Source organism: Achromobacter sp., assembly GCF_032102605.1.
Taxonomy (GTDB): Bacteria; Pseudomonadota; Gammaproteobacteria; order Burkholderiales; family Burkholderiaceae_B; genus Achromobacter.
In genome coordinates this window covers 123,797-138,835 of record NZ_DAMDGT010000011.1, presented here as the reverse complement: position 1 = coordinate 138,835, position 15,039 = coordinate 123,797, and the positions used below count along the sequence as shown (strand labels likewise).

The window sequence follows — 15,039 nt, the reverse complement described above, 5'->3', positions numbered from 1 at the left end:
CGGCTTGCTGGACTGCTTCGCGGACTTCGGGTTGCGTGCCATGGTCGGTCTCCTTAAAAACCATCATAGGCCTGCACACAAAAATCCGGACATTCCCGCGCCTAAAGAACGAACAGCCCGGCAGCAAAGCGCCAACACCGCAACAACGGTGCAGCACCACGGCAGCAACAACGCAGCGACAGCGCGAATCAAAGCCACATTCAAACGACGACAGCACGCGTCCCGCTACAGCCAACAGAACGGCCCCACGAAGAAAGGGATTTCCCTCCCCCCACCCGCAACGCCGACCCCGTCCCGTAAACTCCGCCCCAAAGCGCACCAAAAACCCGCGCAAGGGGATCCGGGCAATAAAAGCCCGGCAGAAGCACACACCGGGCCAGTCATGTTCGCCGACCTCAAGCACCTATCGCACCACGCCGCCTGGCGCCGCCAGCTCGAAATGCTGCTCGAATCCGCCGGCGAAGGCATCTACGGCATCGACCTGCGCGGCCGCTGCATCTTCATCAACAGCGCAGGCGCCGAAATGCTCGGGTACACCCCCGACGAACTCGTCGGCCGCAACATGCATTACCTGATTCACCACTCGCACGCCGACCGCAGCCTCATGCCCGTGCATGACTGCCGCATCTTCAAAGCCTTCCGCGACGGCCGCGGCGAACGCGCCGACGACGAAGTGCTGTGGCGCCGCGACGGCTCCTGCTTCGACGCCCAATACGCCTCATATCCCATCCGCAACGAACAGGAAGTCGTCGGCGCCGTCGTCACCTTCTCCGACATCACCGCCCGCAAACGCATCGAACGCGAACTCCAAAGCACCCAGGCCCTGCTTGAACGCCGCGTCGGCGAACGCACCGCCGAACTCAGCGCCGCCCACGAATCCCTGCGCCGGCTGTCCTCGCACCTGAGCACCCTGCGCGAAGAAGAACGCGCCCACATCGCCCGGAACATCCACGACGACCTCGGCGCCTCCTTCACCGCCCTGCAACTCGACCTGAACTGGCTGCGCCGCCAGCTCGGCGCCGCGCCCGCGCTCCAGGCGCACCTGGACCGCATGCTGGAAGTCACCCAGACCGCCATGGGCGCCACCCGCCGCATCCTCAACGATCTGCGGCCCGTCGTCCTCGACCACCTGGGCCTCTGGGCCGCGCTGGAGGCCCTGCTGCAAGACCTGCAGACCCGGAGCGGCCTGCAATGCCGCTATTTCTGCCCGCCCGACACCGAAAGCCTGCGCCTTCCCAGCAACGCCGAGATCGCCATCTACCGCATCGTCCAGGAACTGCTGACCAACGTGCAGCGCCATGCCCGCGCCCGCAGCGTCAGCGTCAGCGCCGTCTGCGGTGCGGACGGCCTGGTGCTTAGCGTCGAAGACGACGGCGTCGGCATGCAATTGCCCGAAGACCGCCACACCTTCGGCATCCTCGGCATGCGCGAACGGGCGCGCGCCATCGGCGGTGACCTGGCATTGGACAGCGCCCCCGGCGCCGGCATGCGCGCCCGCCTGCGCCTGAACCCGCTGGCCGCATAAGCAACCCGCGCCATGGCCCTGAACCTGCTCATCGTCGACGACCATCTCATCATCCGCCGCGGCCTGGCCCGCATCCTAGAAGAAGACCCCCGCGTAGCCCTGGTGCACGAAGCCGCCGACGGCCCCGCTGCCCTGCGCGCCTTGCGCCAGGCGCATTACGACGCCATCGTCCTGGACGTCGCCCTGGGCGAACGCGACGGCCTGGACGTCCTGAAAAGCGTGCGCGCCGACTACCCCGCCCTGGGCGTTGTCATGCTGTCCGTCTACCCCGAGACCCAGTTCGCCGTGCGCGCCCTGCGCGCCGGCGCCCACGCCTACCTCAACAAAGGCTGCGAACCCGAGGAACTGCTGTCGGCCCTGGGCAACGCCGCCGCCGGGAAGATGTATGTCACGCCCACCGTCGCCGAACTGCTCGCCCACACGGTCCGCCAGGACAGCACCCGCCCGCCCCACGAACTGCTGTCCAACCGCGAATTCCAGGTGCTGCAACTGCTGGTGGCGGGCCGTTCCGTCTCGGCCATCGGCGAACAGCTCGCCCTGTCGGTCAACACCATCTCCACGTACCGCAGTCGCATCTTCGAAAAGCTCAACGTCCGCACGCTTGTCGAATTGGTCGCCTACGCCAACGCGCACCAGTTGGGTGCCATCTGATCAGGCGCGCACTATGGCGGCGCACGAAGCGCACCACGTAGTAGGCCCCCTACACGCCTATCGTTGAACCCGCGATACCGGCTGCTTGCGGCCGGCCCCATCATGGCTCCATTCCCGACCAAGGAGCCATCATGTCTCTCTTCAGCAATCCGTTCGACGCCAACAGCCGCCTTGCTTGCGGCTGCGGCCGGCACGCCTCGCAAGCCGAACACGAGCGCGCCGCGCAGGCATCCGTGCGCGGCAGCGCCGTCGACAACGCCGTCGAACAGGCCGTCATGCGTGCCCTGTTCCCCCAGGACGCCCTGCGCCGCCGCTTCCTGCGCGCCGTCGGCAGCAGCACCGCCATGGCCGCCATCGCGTCGATCTTCCCGCTGGCCGCCGCCAAAGAGGCCTTTGCGCAATCGGCCGGACCGCTGGAAAAACAGAAGCTCAAGGTCGGCTTCATTCCCATCACCTGCGCGACGCCCATCATCATGGCGCACCCCATGGGCTTCTACGCCAAGCAGGGCCTGGACGTCGAAGTGGTCAAGACCGCCGGCTGGGCGCTGATCCGCGACAAGGCCATGTCGGGCGAATACGACGCCGCGCACATGCTGTCGCCCATGCCGCTGGCCATTTCGATGGGCGTGGGCGCCAGCCGCGCCGTGCCATGGACCATGCCGGCCGTCGAAAACATCAACGGCCAGGCCATCACGCTGTCCATGAAACACAAGGACCGGCGCGACCCGAAGGACTGGAAGGGCTTCAAATTCGCCGTGCCCTTCGACTACTCCATGCACAACTACCTGTTGCGCTACTACCTGGCCGAGCATGGCCTGGATCCCGACACCGACGTGCAGATTCGTTCCGTGCCGCCCCCTGAAATGGTGGCCAACCTGCGAGCCGACAACATCGACGCCTTCCTGGCGCCCGACCCCGTCAACCAGCGCGCGGTCTACGACGGCGTGGGCTTCATCCACACGCTGTCCAAAGCCATCTGGGACGGCCACCCGTGCTGCGCGTTCTCCGCCAGCAAGGAATTCGTCACGAGCATGCCCAACACCTACCAGGCGCTGCTCAAAGCCATCATCGAGGCCACCGCCTATGCCCGCGACCCGTCGCACCGCAAAGAGATCGCCACCGCGATCGCCGCGCCCAACTATCTGAACCAGCCCGTCACGGTCGTCGAACAGGTGCTGACCGGCACCTACGCCGATGGCCTGGGCAAAGTGCTGACCGACCCGAACCGCATCGACTTCGATCCGATGCCCTGGCAGTCGTTCGCCGTGTGGATACTGACGCAGATGAAGCGCTGGGGCCAGGTCAAGGGCGACGTCGACTACCAGAAGGTGGCCAGCGAGGTGTTCCTGGCGACCGACGCCGTGCGCCTGATGCGCGAGGCCGGGCTGACTCCGCCCGCCGAGACCGCCAAGACGTTCAGCATCATGGGCAAGCCCTTCGATCCCAGCCAGCCCGAGGCGTACCTCGCCAGCTTCAAGATCCGGAGGACTTGATGCGGTCCGTGCAACATTGGCGGGCGACTTTCCTGTCCATCGCGCTTTTCCTGGGCTTCCTGCTGCTGTGGCACGCCGCCACCCGGCCCGACGCGGGTGCGGCGACCGTGGACCCGGCCTACGCGGCGCTGGTGGGCAACGCCGCCGCTAGCGGCTCGAAGACGCCCTTCCCCGGCCCCGCCGAGGTCGGCGCGCAACTGTGGCAGCACGTCAAGAATCCCTTCTACGACCGCGGCCCCAACGACAAGGGCATCGGCATCCAGTTGGGTTACTCGGTGGCCCGGGTGCTGACCGGCTTCGGGCTGGCCGCGCTGGTGGCGATACCGCTGGGGTTCCTGATCGGCATGTCCAAGACCGTGTATCGCGCCTTCGACCCCTTTATCCAGGTGCTCAAGCCCATCTCGCCGCTGGCGTGGATGCCGCTGGCGCTCTACACCATCAAGGACGCTGACACGTCCGCGATCTTCGTGATCTTCATCTGCTCGCTGTGGCCCATGCTGGTGAACACCGCCTTTGGCGTGGGGGCCGTGCGGCAGGACTGGCTGAACGTGGCGCGCACGCTGGAAGTGTCACGCCTGCGCACCGCGTTGCAGGTGATTCTGCCGGCCGCCGCGCCCACCATCATGACGGGCATGCGAATTTCGGTAGGCATCGCCTGGCTGGTGATCGTGGCCGCCGAGATGCTGATAGGCGGCACGGGCATCGGCTATTTCGTCTGGAACGAATGGAACAACCTGTCCATCGCCAACATCATCTGCGCCATTTTCTTCATCGGCCTGATCGGCATGGTGCTGGACAACCTGCTGGCGCGCGCCGCCCGGCTGGTGAGCTACCGGGAGTAACGCCATGAGCCAATCTTTCCTGCAAGTGCAAGGGCTGGGCAAGCGCTACCCCGGACGGGACGGCCGTCCGCAGCCGCCCGTGTTCGAGAACATCGATTTCGACATCGACAAGGGCCAGTTCGTCTGCGTGATCGGGCATTCGGGCTGCGGCAAGACCACCATCCTGAACGTGCTGGCCGGCATCGACGAAAGCAACGAAGGCATCGTCATCATGGACGGCCGCCAGATCGCGGGGCCGTCCCTGGAGCGTGGCGTGGTGTTCCAGTCCCACGCGCTGCTGCCCTGGCTGACGGCGCTGCAGAACGTTGAATTCGGCGTGCGATCGCGCTGGCCCGCCTACAGCCGCGACCAGGTGCGCGCGCACAGCCAGCGCTACCTGGACATGGTGGGCCTGGCCCATGCCGCCGGCAAGAAGCCCTGCGAACTGTCGGGCGGCATGAAGCAGCGCGTGGGCATCGCACGCGCCTTCGCCATCCAGCCCAAGATGCTTTTGCTTGACGAACCATTTGGCGCGCTCGACGCGCTGACCCGCGGCGCCATCCAGGATGAACTGCGCGCCATCGTCCAGCAGACCCGCCAGACCGTATTCATGATCACGCACGACGTGGACGAGGCCATCCTGCTGTCGGACCGCATCCTGCTCATGAGCGCGGGCCCCTACGCCCGCATCGCGGAATCCGTCAGCGTGGACCTGCCGCGCGACCGGACCCGCGCCAGCCTGCACCACGAACCCCGCTATTACGAAATCCGCAACCATCTCGTCGACTTCCTGGTCGACAAGGCAGCCCAAAAGGAGTGAATCCCATCATGATGTCCCGCGCTGAAGTCACCGAACTCGTCGCCACCCGCAAGCTGGAAAAGCAGCTGAGCTGGGGCGCCATCGCCGAGGCCGTCGGCCAGAGCAAGGAATGGACCACCGCCGCGCTGCTGGGCCAGATGACCATGACCGAAGAGCAGGCGCTGGCCGCCGCCCGCGTGCTGGACCTGCCGGCCGATGCGGTCGTGCAGTTGCAGGTCGTGCCTTACAAGGGATCGCTGCCGACGACGGTTCCCACGGATCCGCTGATCTACCGTTTCTACGAGCTCATCAACGTCTACGGCACCACCTTCAAGGCCTTGATCAACGAAGAGTTCGGCGACGGCATCATGAGCGCCATCGATTTCAAGATGGACCTGTCGCGCGAGGCCGACCCGAAGGGCGACCGCGTGCAGATCGTGATGAGCGGCAAGTTCCTGCCGTACAAGACGTACTGAAGCCGGCAAGACGGGGGCATTCCCCGCCTGCCTTTGGCGTTTAGCCTTCAGCGGCCAGTTCTTCCCAGCCCAGCTCGCGGGTGCGCTCCAGCGTGACCGTGACCTGGGCCGCCGCTTCGCGCACCGCCTCGACGAGCGTCAGCCCATTCAGCAGCCGCGAGGCAACCCCTGCCATGAATACGTCGCCCGTGCCATGCACCGACGGCGGGATGGCGATTTCCGGATGCGTGACCACCGTGACTTCATCGCGCGTCACGACCGCGAGTTGCAGCGTCCCGGGTTCGGCCGCCATCGGCGCGGCGCTGGTCGCGACGATCCATTTCGGTCCGCGGGCGATGAGCTCGCGCGCCGCGGCCACCACTTCGTCCATCGACGACAACGGCCTTCCGGCCAGCAGCTCGAGTTCGAAATGGTTCGGCGTCATGCCCTCGGCCAGCGGCACGAGCAGGTCCCGATACTGCGCGACCAGCCCTTCGTTCACATACAGGCCGTCGTTGCGATCGCCCATGACGGGGTCGATGAACACGCGCAGGTCCGGGCGCGATGCCCGGACCGCCGACAGCCATTCGGCCAGCAGGCCCGCCTGCCCGGGCTGCCCCAGATACCCGCAGACTACGGCGCGCGCCACCTGGCTCACGCGTCGCTCGTTCAACCCCTGCAGCAGGCCTTCGAACCAATCCAGCGGTATCGCCCCGCCGTGCAGGGTCGGATAGTGCGGCGTATTGCTGAGCACGACGGTGGGCAGCGCGATCGCCCGCAGGCCCGCCTTGCGGAAGACCGGCATGGCGGCGTTGTTGCCGACGTAGCCATAAACGACCTGAGACTGGATGGAGACGACATCCACCTGTGCTGTACGGGCGGGCAGCGCTGCGCCCGGGAGGGGGGCAGCGGGAATTGCGGTCATACGGATTGCTCCTGGTGTGCTTGCGGCAAGAACGCGATGGCAGCGCCGGCTTGCGGCGGTTGCGCATTATTCTAGTCCGCGGCCAGGCCGCCCTTTCCGACCCGAGGCTTCTACTACCCCGGCAGCCTGCTCCCCTGGGCCATCAGCGCTCGCTGGCCCGCGACGCCACCAGCCATCCCGCCCCGTGCTCAACTGCGCGCCCCACGCCCGCCAGGTGCGAGCCGAAGGGATAAGCCAGCGCCGACACGATCCGGCAGTGCGCCAATTGCGGATGCGCGGCATTCAACAGGTACTGGACGCCGCCGGCCGCGGACGGCACGCGCAGCAGCAGGGCGTCGCCGCGCGCCAGCCAGGCATTCCCCGCGGCCCGCGTCGCGGCGGTGTCGGTCCGCCAATGCGTCGGCGCCCGGACCTCGTCCACCGCTGCTTCCGGAACCGAGACCTCGAGCAGGACGTAGTGCCGGGGCAAGGCGCTCGGATGCTCGGCTTCGGACTGCGCCAGCCTTGCGAACACGGCGGCGGCGGGCGAGGCGTCCAGCACCAGGACCGGCGCGCCGGCATCGTGCCAGCGGCCGGCGGGACGGGCCCGCGGCAGCAGGTCCTCGCTATTGCTCAAGCGCCAGAGCGCGATCATGGGCCGTTTCCTTCGTCGATATCGACAAGCCATTGCTCGATCGCCTGGGCATGTTGCCCGAACTGGGCCAGCAGCAGCGGCACCCGTCCTTGCAGGCGCCGCTTGGGCTGGCACAGCCACAGATGGGCAAGCTCCTGGTCGCCGAACACCAGCTCGGCCAGCCAGGCGATCCGCAGCCCCCTGTGCAGCACGCGCAGGTCCGCCAGATCCAGGCCGCGTTCGCGCGCCGGATCCCGGCCCCGTCCTGGAATGTCCAGCGGCACCAGAGGAAACCAGTCCCGCGTTTGCGCGGCAAAGGTCATGCGCAAGGCCCGAAGCAATACCGCCGTGCATTGCACGGTATGCGGCGGCCCTGTCCAGCCCAGCGCCTGGTGCAGGCGGGCATCCAGCGCCTGGGTGACGGGCTGGCGCTGGCTGAGCGCGGCGCGTCCTTTCGCAGAGTCAGGGCGCGCGCGCGACAGCCGGCTTGGCGGACTGGCCGGCCTGGGACTGTTCGAACGCGGCATTGAGCGCCGCGCCATCGATGCTGACGGTGCCGGCATTCAACAAGCCCTCCAGATAGGCCCGCGCGGCCAATTCCTGACGCTGGGTGCGCAGCGCCTCGCGCAATTCTTCCTTGACCTGCTCGAACGGCGCGACGCTGGCGGCCCGCACGTCCGTCAGCTTCAGAATGTGCAGGCCGGCCGCGGAGCGCACCGGTTCGGACACCTGGCCCGCCTTCAATTGTTCGATCGCCGGCCGCATCTCGGGCGTCAACTGCGCCAGCGGCGCGTAGCCGATGTCGCCGCCTTGTTCGCGCGTGGTCGCGTCACGCGAGAACTCGCGCGCCAGCGCCGCGAAGTCGCCCTTGGGCGCCTGTGCGCGCTTGACCAGGTCCTGCGCCTGCTTGCGCGCGGCGGCCAGGGCTTGCTCGTCGCCCGGCGCCACGGGCAGGAATATCTGGCTGATCCGGTACATCGCCGGCTGCGTCAGCTGCGGCTTGGCGCGCTCATAGGCCGCCTGCAGATCCGCGACGGCGGGATAGTCGTCGGGCGCGCGGCTGACGGATTCCAGATAGGTTTGCAGCATGATGCGCTCCTCTGCCGCCCGGAACGCGCGCTGGAGCTCCGGCTTGTCCTGCCAGCCCTGCGCGCGCGCCTGCTCGACCAGTGCCTTCTCGGCCAGCCGGGCGCGCAGCCACTGATCCAGCGCGGCGCGGTTGTCCTTGATCTGCGCCTGCGACTGAGGCGGCAAGGCTTCCAGCTGGCGGAGCAGCTCGTCCCGGTCCACCTGGACGGCGCCCAGCGTCGCGATGGCCCGGGCTTTCGCGGGAGCTGGCGCGGCAGAAGCTACGGCCAAATTTGCGGCAGACGACTTGGTCGCGCCAGATGTTGCGGCGGGCGTACCTGCGTCGGGCGTACCCGCGGCCGGCTTCCCCGCAGCCGAAGCGGCCGCCGTCTCGCTACTCTGCGCGTCGTTGCCGCGCATCAGCGCCACTCCGCCAGCCAGCACGGCAATCGTCAGTACGGCCCCGGCCGCGCGCAGCGTGGTGGGGGATTTCAGGATGGTGGTCATTGTCGGAACCTTTGCTTGCTTCACATCGAACCGCCACGGGCGCGCGGTGAACACACCGTGCCGCCGGCGCGTGGCGTCGCGCGCACCCGGCGCGCGACCCGGCGATAGACCTTACCGAGCCGCCTCTTCCGCGACGGCATCTTCCTCGCGGACTTCGTCCGCGCCAGCGGCCGGCGTATCGCCTTCCGTCTGCGCGCTGGCATTGGCGCGCAGGAACAGCAGGAATTCCTGCAGCAAACGGTCCCACAGCTCGGTGGTGGCGCGCAGGTAGTTCTCGGACACGCCGCCCGCCACGATCACGTCCAGTTCCAGCACCAGGAACGCGCCCTGCACGGTCAGACGGGCAAAACGCTTTTCGACGTTCCAGCGTTCAGCCAGGCCTTCGGGCAACTGGCCCTGCACACGCAGGGCGCAGCTCAGCGTGTAGTCCAGAAACAGGCCGTCGTCCCGGCCCGGATTGCCCATGCGGGCGGCAAACCCCACGCCCTGGCTGGCGCTCAGCAGCTGCACCATGCCGTTCTGTTCGGACACGGTCACTCGGTATCCCTGCGATTGCAGCAACTCCTGCAGGCGCTCGGCGTTCACGTCGAGAATCAGGGTGGATTCGGTCATTGCGGTATTCCTGGAAAAAGAAATGAAACGGTCTTGTCAGATTAAGGATTGGACGTTGCAGCAGCTTGACAGGGCGGCACCTGCGCGTCGTACAGCTTGTCGCCGTACGCCTGCGCCTGCTCTTCGAACTTGACCCGGGCCTTGCCCGCGAAGGGCTGCTTCAACGCCAGGATGTCGCCCGTGCTGATGCGTTCGTAGGCGTTGAGGATTTCCTTGCCGGCGTCGTACATGTCGCGGTTCCGGGCCACGCAGACCTTGACCTCTTCGTCACGCTGCGCCAGGTGCTTGGCAAGCGCCTGCCGCTCGGACTCCTTGGCGCGCGCGAGCGTCAACAGTTCGTCGTACGCGCCCTTGAACTTGCCAAGCTGCGCCTGGGTGGCCGCGACCTGCGCCTGCGCGCTCTCCACCACGGCCTCCTGCTGTCCGGCCAGCTTGTCGGCCTGTCCGCGCGCCTGCGCAAGCTGGGCGCGCAGCGTCTCCAGTTCCTTGAGCGCGGCGTCGCGCTGGGCCTCGGCGGCCGACTTGGCCGCGTTGACTTGCGCCTGCTCGCCCTGCAACTGGGATAGTTGCTGCGTGGTGGTGCGCAACTGCGCGCGCAAGCGCTCTTCCATGCTTTCCGCCTGCGCGCCGGCGGATAGCGTCAGCCCCGCGGCGCACAGCGCCACGGCAGCCGCCATCCGCCGCCCGCGTCCCGCAGCGGCCGGGTGGCGGGTTTCATCCCATTCGATATACATGTCCATGGCCTCAGAACCTGGCGTTGATCTCGAACTGCATCGTGTCGATGGCCAAGGGCGGACCGTAGATCTCCTTGGTGCTCATCCAGCGGAAGACGCCATAGACGTTCTTGTCGAAGGCGTAACCGCCACCGATGTAATAGCCGCGCGCATTGGTGCCGCCCTGGTGGAACGTCGAATCGTTGAAGGCGTCGGGCAGCGCATCCGGCTGGATGTACTTGTAGCCAACGAAGGCCAGCCAGTCGCCCTTTTCCTTCAGGTCATACGACCGGCCCAGCGTGGCCTGCAGCATCCAGGCGTTAGGGCCGCTCTCGATCTCGCCGTTCTCGCCGATGTTGTTGACGATGAAGCCCTGCGAGCGGCTCGCCATCTTGCTCTTGCCGTAGGCCAGGTTGCGGATGTAGTTGCCGTTCACGCGCAGGCCCAGGCCGTTGAACACGCGCGTATCCCAACGCAGGTTCAGGTCCAGCAGGCCGAACTTGGACGCCAGGCCGACATACTGCGGCTGCGGCGTGTTGGCCGGGTCCAGCGGGTTGGGTGTGATGTCGCGCAGCAGGAACACCGTGTTGCCCCTCTGCATGAACGCGGGGCGGGACCAGTCGGTGCTGCAGGTCTCGTCGCCGGCCCACGGCGAGCAGGGGCTGGACCGCTGGCCTGCGATGTTGTCGAAGTGGTAGTAGGCCAGCGCGCCGCGCAGGCTGTTCTGGTTGTTGACCTTCCAGTCCGCGCCAACCTGCGCGCCGAAGAGCCACTTGTTCTCGCTCTCGCCTTCGGACATGGTGCTGGAGCTCCAGCCGTTGTGCGCATACTCGGTGGCAAAGGCGCCCAGCGTGCCGAACAGGGTGACGTCGCGGCCTTCCAGCGGGTGCTTGAAGATCGCGGCCACGCCGTCGAAATTCAGATCGTTGGAGAACAGCGTGTCGGTGGATTCGAACGGATTGCCGATGCGCCCGCCCGTCACCGTGGCCCACTTGGCCGGACGGTACGTCAGGTAGGCCTGGTCCAGCCAGATGTCCTTCTTGGCCATGCCGCCGCCCAGCGTCTGGGTGGTGGAAACCGGGCTGTCGTCGCTGCCCGTCGCGATCCGGATGCCCGCGGTCCAGTCTTCGGAGATTTCGGCGCGCACACCCAGGCGGGCGCGGATACGAAGCTGGTTGCGGCGGTCTTCCCGCGTGTTCAGCATGGGCGGAAAGGCGGTGCTGGTGTTCGGATTGACGTCGTACGGGCCGTTGGCGTTCAGCTTGGCGAAATCGGTGATTTCGTTGCTGTTGTTGCCGCTGTAGAAGCGCGATTCGTCACGGACCCGCACGTCGCCTTCCACCGTGATGCGCGACACCCAGTCGGGGAACGTGTTGGGCTGGGCCCAGTTTTCTTCCTTGGCCTGCACCATGACTTCCGCCTTGACCTCGTCGCGGATCTGGTCACGCACCGTCTGCGGAATGTAGGGAACGCGCACGTCGCCCGCCTGGGCGACGGCGGCGCCGCGGTCCGGCGTGGCCTGGCGGGCGGCCTTGGCTTCAGCCTCGGCCTGCGCGACCAGCGCGTCGGCCTGATCAGGCTTGAGCACGCCTTGCTGCACCAGCAGGCGGATGAGGTTGATGGTCGCGTTCTCGGAAGGGGCCGGGGCCGCCAGGGCGGGCGCTGCAACGGCTCCCGCCGCGGCCAGCGCAAGCGATGCCGCCAGCCGGTTCAATTGGAACTTCATTCTTGGGTACTCCAGGATCGGTTCAATTCGTGGTTCAGGATGGGCGGCGGCCGGTCAGCGATGCGCGTATCGGCATGCTGGCCGAAGCCGGCGGACGTTCGTCCAGGGCAGAAACGGCGCGCAGCGCGGCGACCACGCGGGCGTCGACGTCGGCGTCCCCGCTGCCGCGGGTCAGCTCCACCCGCGTGATCTGGCCGGATGCCGTCAGCCAGATGTTGGCTTGCAGGCGGAAGGTCAGATTGCGGGTGCGCTCGTCTTCCCGCAGGATCTTCTGCAGCGCATACGCCAGGTACTGGCTGTAAGTGGCGTTGCCCGCGCGGCCCCCGCCACCGCCCGCCATGCCCTTGCCCTGGCCCGCGCCGATGTTGAACGCGTCGCTGCCGGCCTGCGCATCGCCGTCGATCTGCATGGGGTTGGCCAGGTCGTCGGCCGGGCGCGGCGGCGCCTCGTCCTGGGGCTTGGGCGGTTCGGGCGTGGGCTGCGGTTCGGGTTCCGGCGTAGCCACGGGCTCTTCCTTGGGCTGCTCGGGCTCCGGCGGCTTCTCGGGTTCGGGCGGTGGCGGCGGCGGAGGCGGCAGCGGGATGATCGCGGTGACCTTGGGCGGGTCGCGCCTGACGCCGGACATGTCGTTGGCCCAGCGCCAGAGCGCGTAGGCCGCGACCGCCGCCGCCACCGCGACGGCCGCCAGCTTCAGCCAGCGGCGCGCCGGGTGCTGCGCGCGCGAGGAATCGGATGCGTGTTGCGGCATGACGTTAGCCTTCGCCCCTTATTGCGGCTTGCCGGTGACCAGACCGACCTGCGCCAGCTCCAGGCGGCGCAACAGGTCCAGCACTTCCACGACCTTCTGGTATTGCACCGCGGCGTCGCCGCGCACAATCACCGGGAAGTCGGGATTCAGCGCCTTCTCGGTGCGCAGCCGGTCTTCCAGCTCCGGCAGCGTGACGGGATAGGCGTCCAGGAAGACCTGGCCGGCGTCGTTGACGGAGATCGCCTTGGTCTTGGGCTGCGACAGCGCCATCGTGGAACTGGCCTTGGGCAGGTTGACCTTGATGCCGGCGATCTGCGCGGTGGCGGTCAGGATGAACATGACCAGCACGACCATCAGCACGTCGACGAGCGGCGTGATGTTGATGCCGTCCACGGGCGCGTCGTCGTCATCGTCCTGGGATGCGGATACGGAAGCCATGGCTCCTCCTTATGCCTCGACGGGCGTGGGCTGCGCATCGCGCACGGCCGGGCGGACGGCCGCCGGGGCGCGCGAGGCGGGGCGATGAGCGGCTTCCTGCGCCTGGGTCTCGCCATGCACTTCAGCCAGACGGGTGACGAACTCGTCCACGAACACGCGCATGTCCGCGGACACTTCCTTGTTGCGCGAGATCAGGCGGTTGTAGCCAAACAGCGCCGGGATGGCGACGAACAGACCCATTGCGGTAGCCAGCAGCGCGGCGGCCATACCCGGGGCGATGGCGTTGATGTTCACGTCGCCGGCCATGGCCGTGCCCAGGAACACCACCATGATCCCCAGCACCGTCCCAAGCAGGCCGATGTACGGACCGCCGGCGATCGCGTTGGACAGGGAGCCCAGCTTGGCGCTCAGGGCCTGGTTCTCTTTGGTGCGCACGGCGTCCATCGATGCGCGGATGGCTTCAATGGTTGCCGCCGAGATCGACGTGGTGTCGGCGCCCTGCGCGCGGCGGGTGCGGATTTCGTTCACGGCCACGCGGTACAGGCGCCACAGCGATGCGTGTTCCAGGCGATTCGCCAGCGCGGCGTCGTCGGCCAGCAATTCCAGGCGCTGACCCACCTTGGCGAAGGATTCGCGGAAGGTTTCGTTGGCGCGCGAGACGCGAGCCACATTGCGGCTCTTCTTGATCATGATGATCCAGGACTGCACCATCATCAGCACCAGCACGCCGATGATGATCCATGCGTCCAGCGGCACAGCCTTGAGCAGGAAGCCCAGGCCGCCGAAGCCGAAGCCGGATTGCTCCTCGTCCACGCCGTAGGTCACCAGGCGCGACTCGGCGCCTTGCGAGGCGGCGTCGGCGTAGATCAGCGCTGCGGGACGGGCCACCTTGGACAGGCGCACTTCGTCGATGGCGCCCACGAAGGGGGCATAGACCGGCTGGGCCGGGGCCACGGCTTCCGTCGGCGCGGCGGCATCGGCGCCCGCTGCGGGCGGGGCCGGCGTCGGCGCAGCGACCGGGGCCGGCACGTCGCCGCCCAGCGCGGCGGTGGTGTTCAAGGGCGGCAGGCTCACGGCCAGCGAGGCGGACGCGCGGCCATTCACATACAGATTGACCTGGCTGCCGTCGGCCGTCACGGCCAGGTGCTGCCACGCGGCCGGGGTCAGCGGCTGGCCGGGCTGGCTGCGCTGACCGTTCACTTCCACGAAGGGCACGCCCTGGCTGATGCCGATCAGCAAGGAATTGCCGGCGTCGCGGCGCGCATAGACGAGCTGGTCGCCGGCCGGCTGGTCGGCGCGCACCCAGGCGCTGAACGTGAACGCGCCGGCGGCGGGAATGGCCAACGACGGGCTGGCGGGCAGCATCAGGGGCGCGCCCGCAAACTTGGCCGCGCGGCCGATCACGCCGTCGGCCAGGCCGCCGGCCGGCGTCTGCGCGTGGTTGCTGTAGGCCGTGGTGTCACGCGGCGGCGCGCCTGCGGCGCCGTCGAAGTGATACACCAGCGTGTAGTTGGGATCGAACGAGAGCTGGCCGTTGGCCGAAGCGGGAGCCTTCTGGTTGCCGTAGTACATCCAGATGTCCTGGCGCTGGCCGTCGGCCACCTCGGGCACGTCCACCCACACCAGCGCCATGCCCAGCAACGGGTCGAAGGCTTCAAGCTGGTGATGCAGCACGGTCTGGTCGTCGGCCGCGACGAATCGGATGTCGGCGCCCTTTTCACCGATGCCGTCAAAGGTGAAGTTGCCGGTGTGCAGGCGCACCAGCAGCGGCGTGCGGCCGGCGGAACCGCCCAGCGGCAAGCCCTGCGGCGTGCTGTCGACAGTGATTTGCTTGCGGAACTGCCAGTCCGGCTGCCACCAGGCATTGGCGGCGGTCGGCAAGACGCCGGCCAGCACGGTCAGCAGGAGCATCAATAAGCGTTGCATGGTCAAGACTCCGGGATGA

16 protein-coding genes are annotated in these 15,039 nt (G+C 67.6%); 6 read left to right on the top strand and 10 right to left on the bottom strand.

The annotated features are described in order from the left end of the window. Positions 1 to 382: 382 nt before the first annotated feature. From RT614_RS22435 to cynS, 6 genes are all read left to right on the top strand, one after another. Positions 383 to 1,525: a PAS domain-containing sensor histidine kinase gene (locus RT614_RS22435; RefSeq protein WP_313624362.1), complete on the top strand. Its 1,143-nt coding sequence runs from the start codon at positions 383 to 385 to the stop codon at positions 1,523 to 1,525. A 12-nt stretch (positions 1,526 to 1,537) separates the two neighbouring features. Continuing rightward, positions 1,538 to 2,176, top strand: coding sequence for a response regulator transcription factor (locus tag RT614_RS22430; RefSeq protein ID WP_313624360.1), 639 nt, complete (start codon positions 1,538 to 1,540; stop codon positions 2,174 to 2,176). A gap of 131 nt (positions 2,177 to 2,307) precedes the next feature. Beyond that, on the top strand, positions 2,308 to 3,669 hold the full coding sequence (locus RT614_RS22425; protein WP_313624358.1) for a CmpA/NrtA family ABC transporter substrate-binding protein: 1,362 nt from the start codon (positions 2,308 to 2,310) through the stop codon (positions 3,667 to 3,669). Beyond that, a complete protein-coding gene (gene ntrB, locus RT614_RS22420) occupies positions 3,669 to 4,511 on the top strand; it encodes a nitrate ABC transporter permease (protein ID WP_313624356.1) in 843 nt (280 codons plus the stop codon). Before RT614_RS22425 ends, ntrB begins: the two co-directional genes overlap by 1 nt. A gap of 4 nt (positions 4,512 to 4,515) precedes the next feature. After that, positions 4,516 to 5,310 (top strand): ABC transporter ATP-binding protein, encoded by a 795-nt coding sequence (locus RT614_RS22415; protein WP_313624354.1) that lies wholly within the window; start codon positions 4,516 to 4,518, stop codon positions 5,308 to 5,310. Between the two features lie 11 nt (positions 5,311 to 5,321). Beyond that, a complete protein-coding gene (gene cynS, locus RT614_RS22410) occupies positions 5,322 to 5,765 on the top strand; it encodes a cyanase (RefSeq protein WP_313624370.1) in 444 nt (147 codons plus the stop codon). A 40-nt stretch (positions 5,766 to 5,805) separates the two neighbouring features. On the opposite strand, the gene pdxK is transcribed toward cynS, so the two are convergent. From pdxK to RT614_RS22360, 10 genes are all read right to left on the bottom strand, one after another. After that, a complete protein-coding gene (gene pdxK, locus RT614_RS22405; RefSeq protein ID WP_313624352.1) occupies positions 5,806 to 6,669 on the bottom strand; it encodes a pyridoxine/pyridoxal/pyridoxamine kinase in 864 nt (287 codons plus the stop codon). Positions 6,670 to 6,811: 142 nt separating this feature from the next. Further along, positions 6,812 to 7,303, bottom strand: a complete 492-nt coding sequence (locus RT614_RS22400) for an RES family NAD+ phosphorylase (RefSeq protein WP_313624350.1) — start codon at positions 7,301 to 7,303, stop codon at positions 6,812 to 6,814. Continuing rightward, complete coding sequence (locus RT614_RS22395; RefSeq protein WP_313624348.1) at positions 7,300 to 7,809, bottom strand: MbcA/ParS/Xre antitoxin family protein; 510 nt, start codon at positions 7,807 to 7,809, stop codon at positions 7,300 to 7,302. Before RT614_RS22395 ends, RT614_RS22400 begins: the two co-directional genes overlap by 4 nt. Then, positions 7,745 to 8,857, bottom strand: a complete 1,113-nt coding sequence (locus RT614_RS22390) for a peptidylprolyl isomerase (protein WP_313624346.1) — start codon at positions 8,855 to 8,857, stop codon at positions 7,745 to 7,747. The genes RT614_RS22395 and RT614_RS22390 overlap by 65 nt, the downstream gene beginning before the upstream one ends. Positions 8,858 to 8,968: 111 nt before the next feature. Further along, positions 8,969 to 9,469 carry a YbjN domain-containing protein gene (locus RT614_RS22385; protein WP_313624344.1) on the bottom strand — a complete coding sequence of 167 codons (501 nt, stop codon included), beginning with the start codon at positions 9,467 to 9,469 and terminating at the stop codon, positions 8,969 to 8,971. Between the two features lie 41 nt (positions 9,470 to 9,510). Then, positions 9,511 to 10,203, bottom strand: coding sequence for a DNA repair protein (locus RT614_RS22380; RefSeq protein WP_313624342.1), 693 nt, complete (start codon positions 10,201 to 10,203; stop codon positions 9,511 to 9,513). A gap of 10 nt (positions 10,204 to 10,213) precedes the next feature. Next, complete coding sequence (locus tag RT614_RS22375) at positions 10,214 to 11,908, bottom strand: putative porin (protein WP_313624340.1); 1,695 nt, start codon at positions 11,906 to 11,908, stop codon at positions 10,214 to 10,216. 34 nt (positions 11,909 to 11,942) lie between these two features. Beyond that, on the bottom strand, positions 11,943 to 12,656 hold the full coding sequence (locus tag RT614_RS22370; RefSeq protein WP_313624339.1) for a TonB C-terminal domain-containing protein: 714 nt from the start codon (positions 12,654 to 12,656) through the stop codon (positions 11,943 to 11,945). Between the two features lie 18 nt (positions 12,657 to 12,674). After that, complete coding sequence (locus RT614_RS22365; protein WP_006222018.1) at positions 12,675 to 13,094, bottom strand: ExbD/TolR family protein; 420 nt, start codon at positions 13,092 to 13,094, stop codon at positions 12,675 to 12,677. Between the two features lie 9 nt (positions 13,095 to 13,103). Beyond that, positions 13,104 to 15,020, bottom strand: coding sequence for a DUF2341 domain-containing protein (locus RT614_RS22360; RefSeq protein ID WP_313624337.1), 1,917 nt, complete (start codon positions 15,018 to 15,020; stop codon positions 13,104 to 13,106). Positions 15,021 to 15,039: the final 19 nt, after the last annotated feature.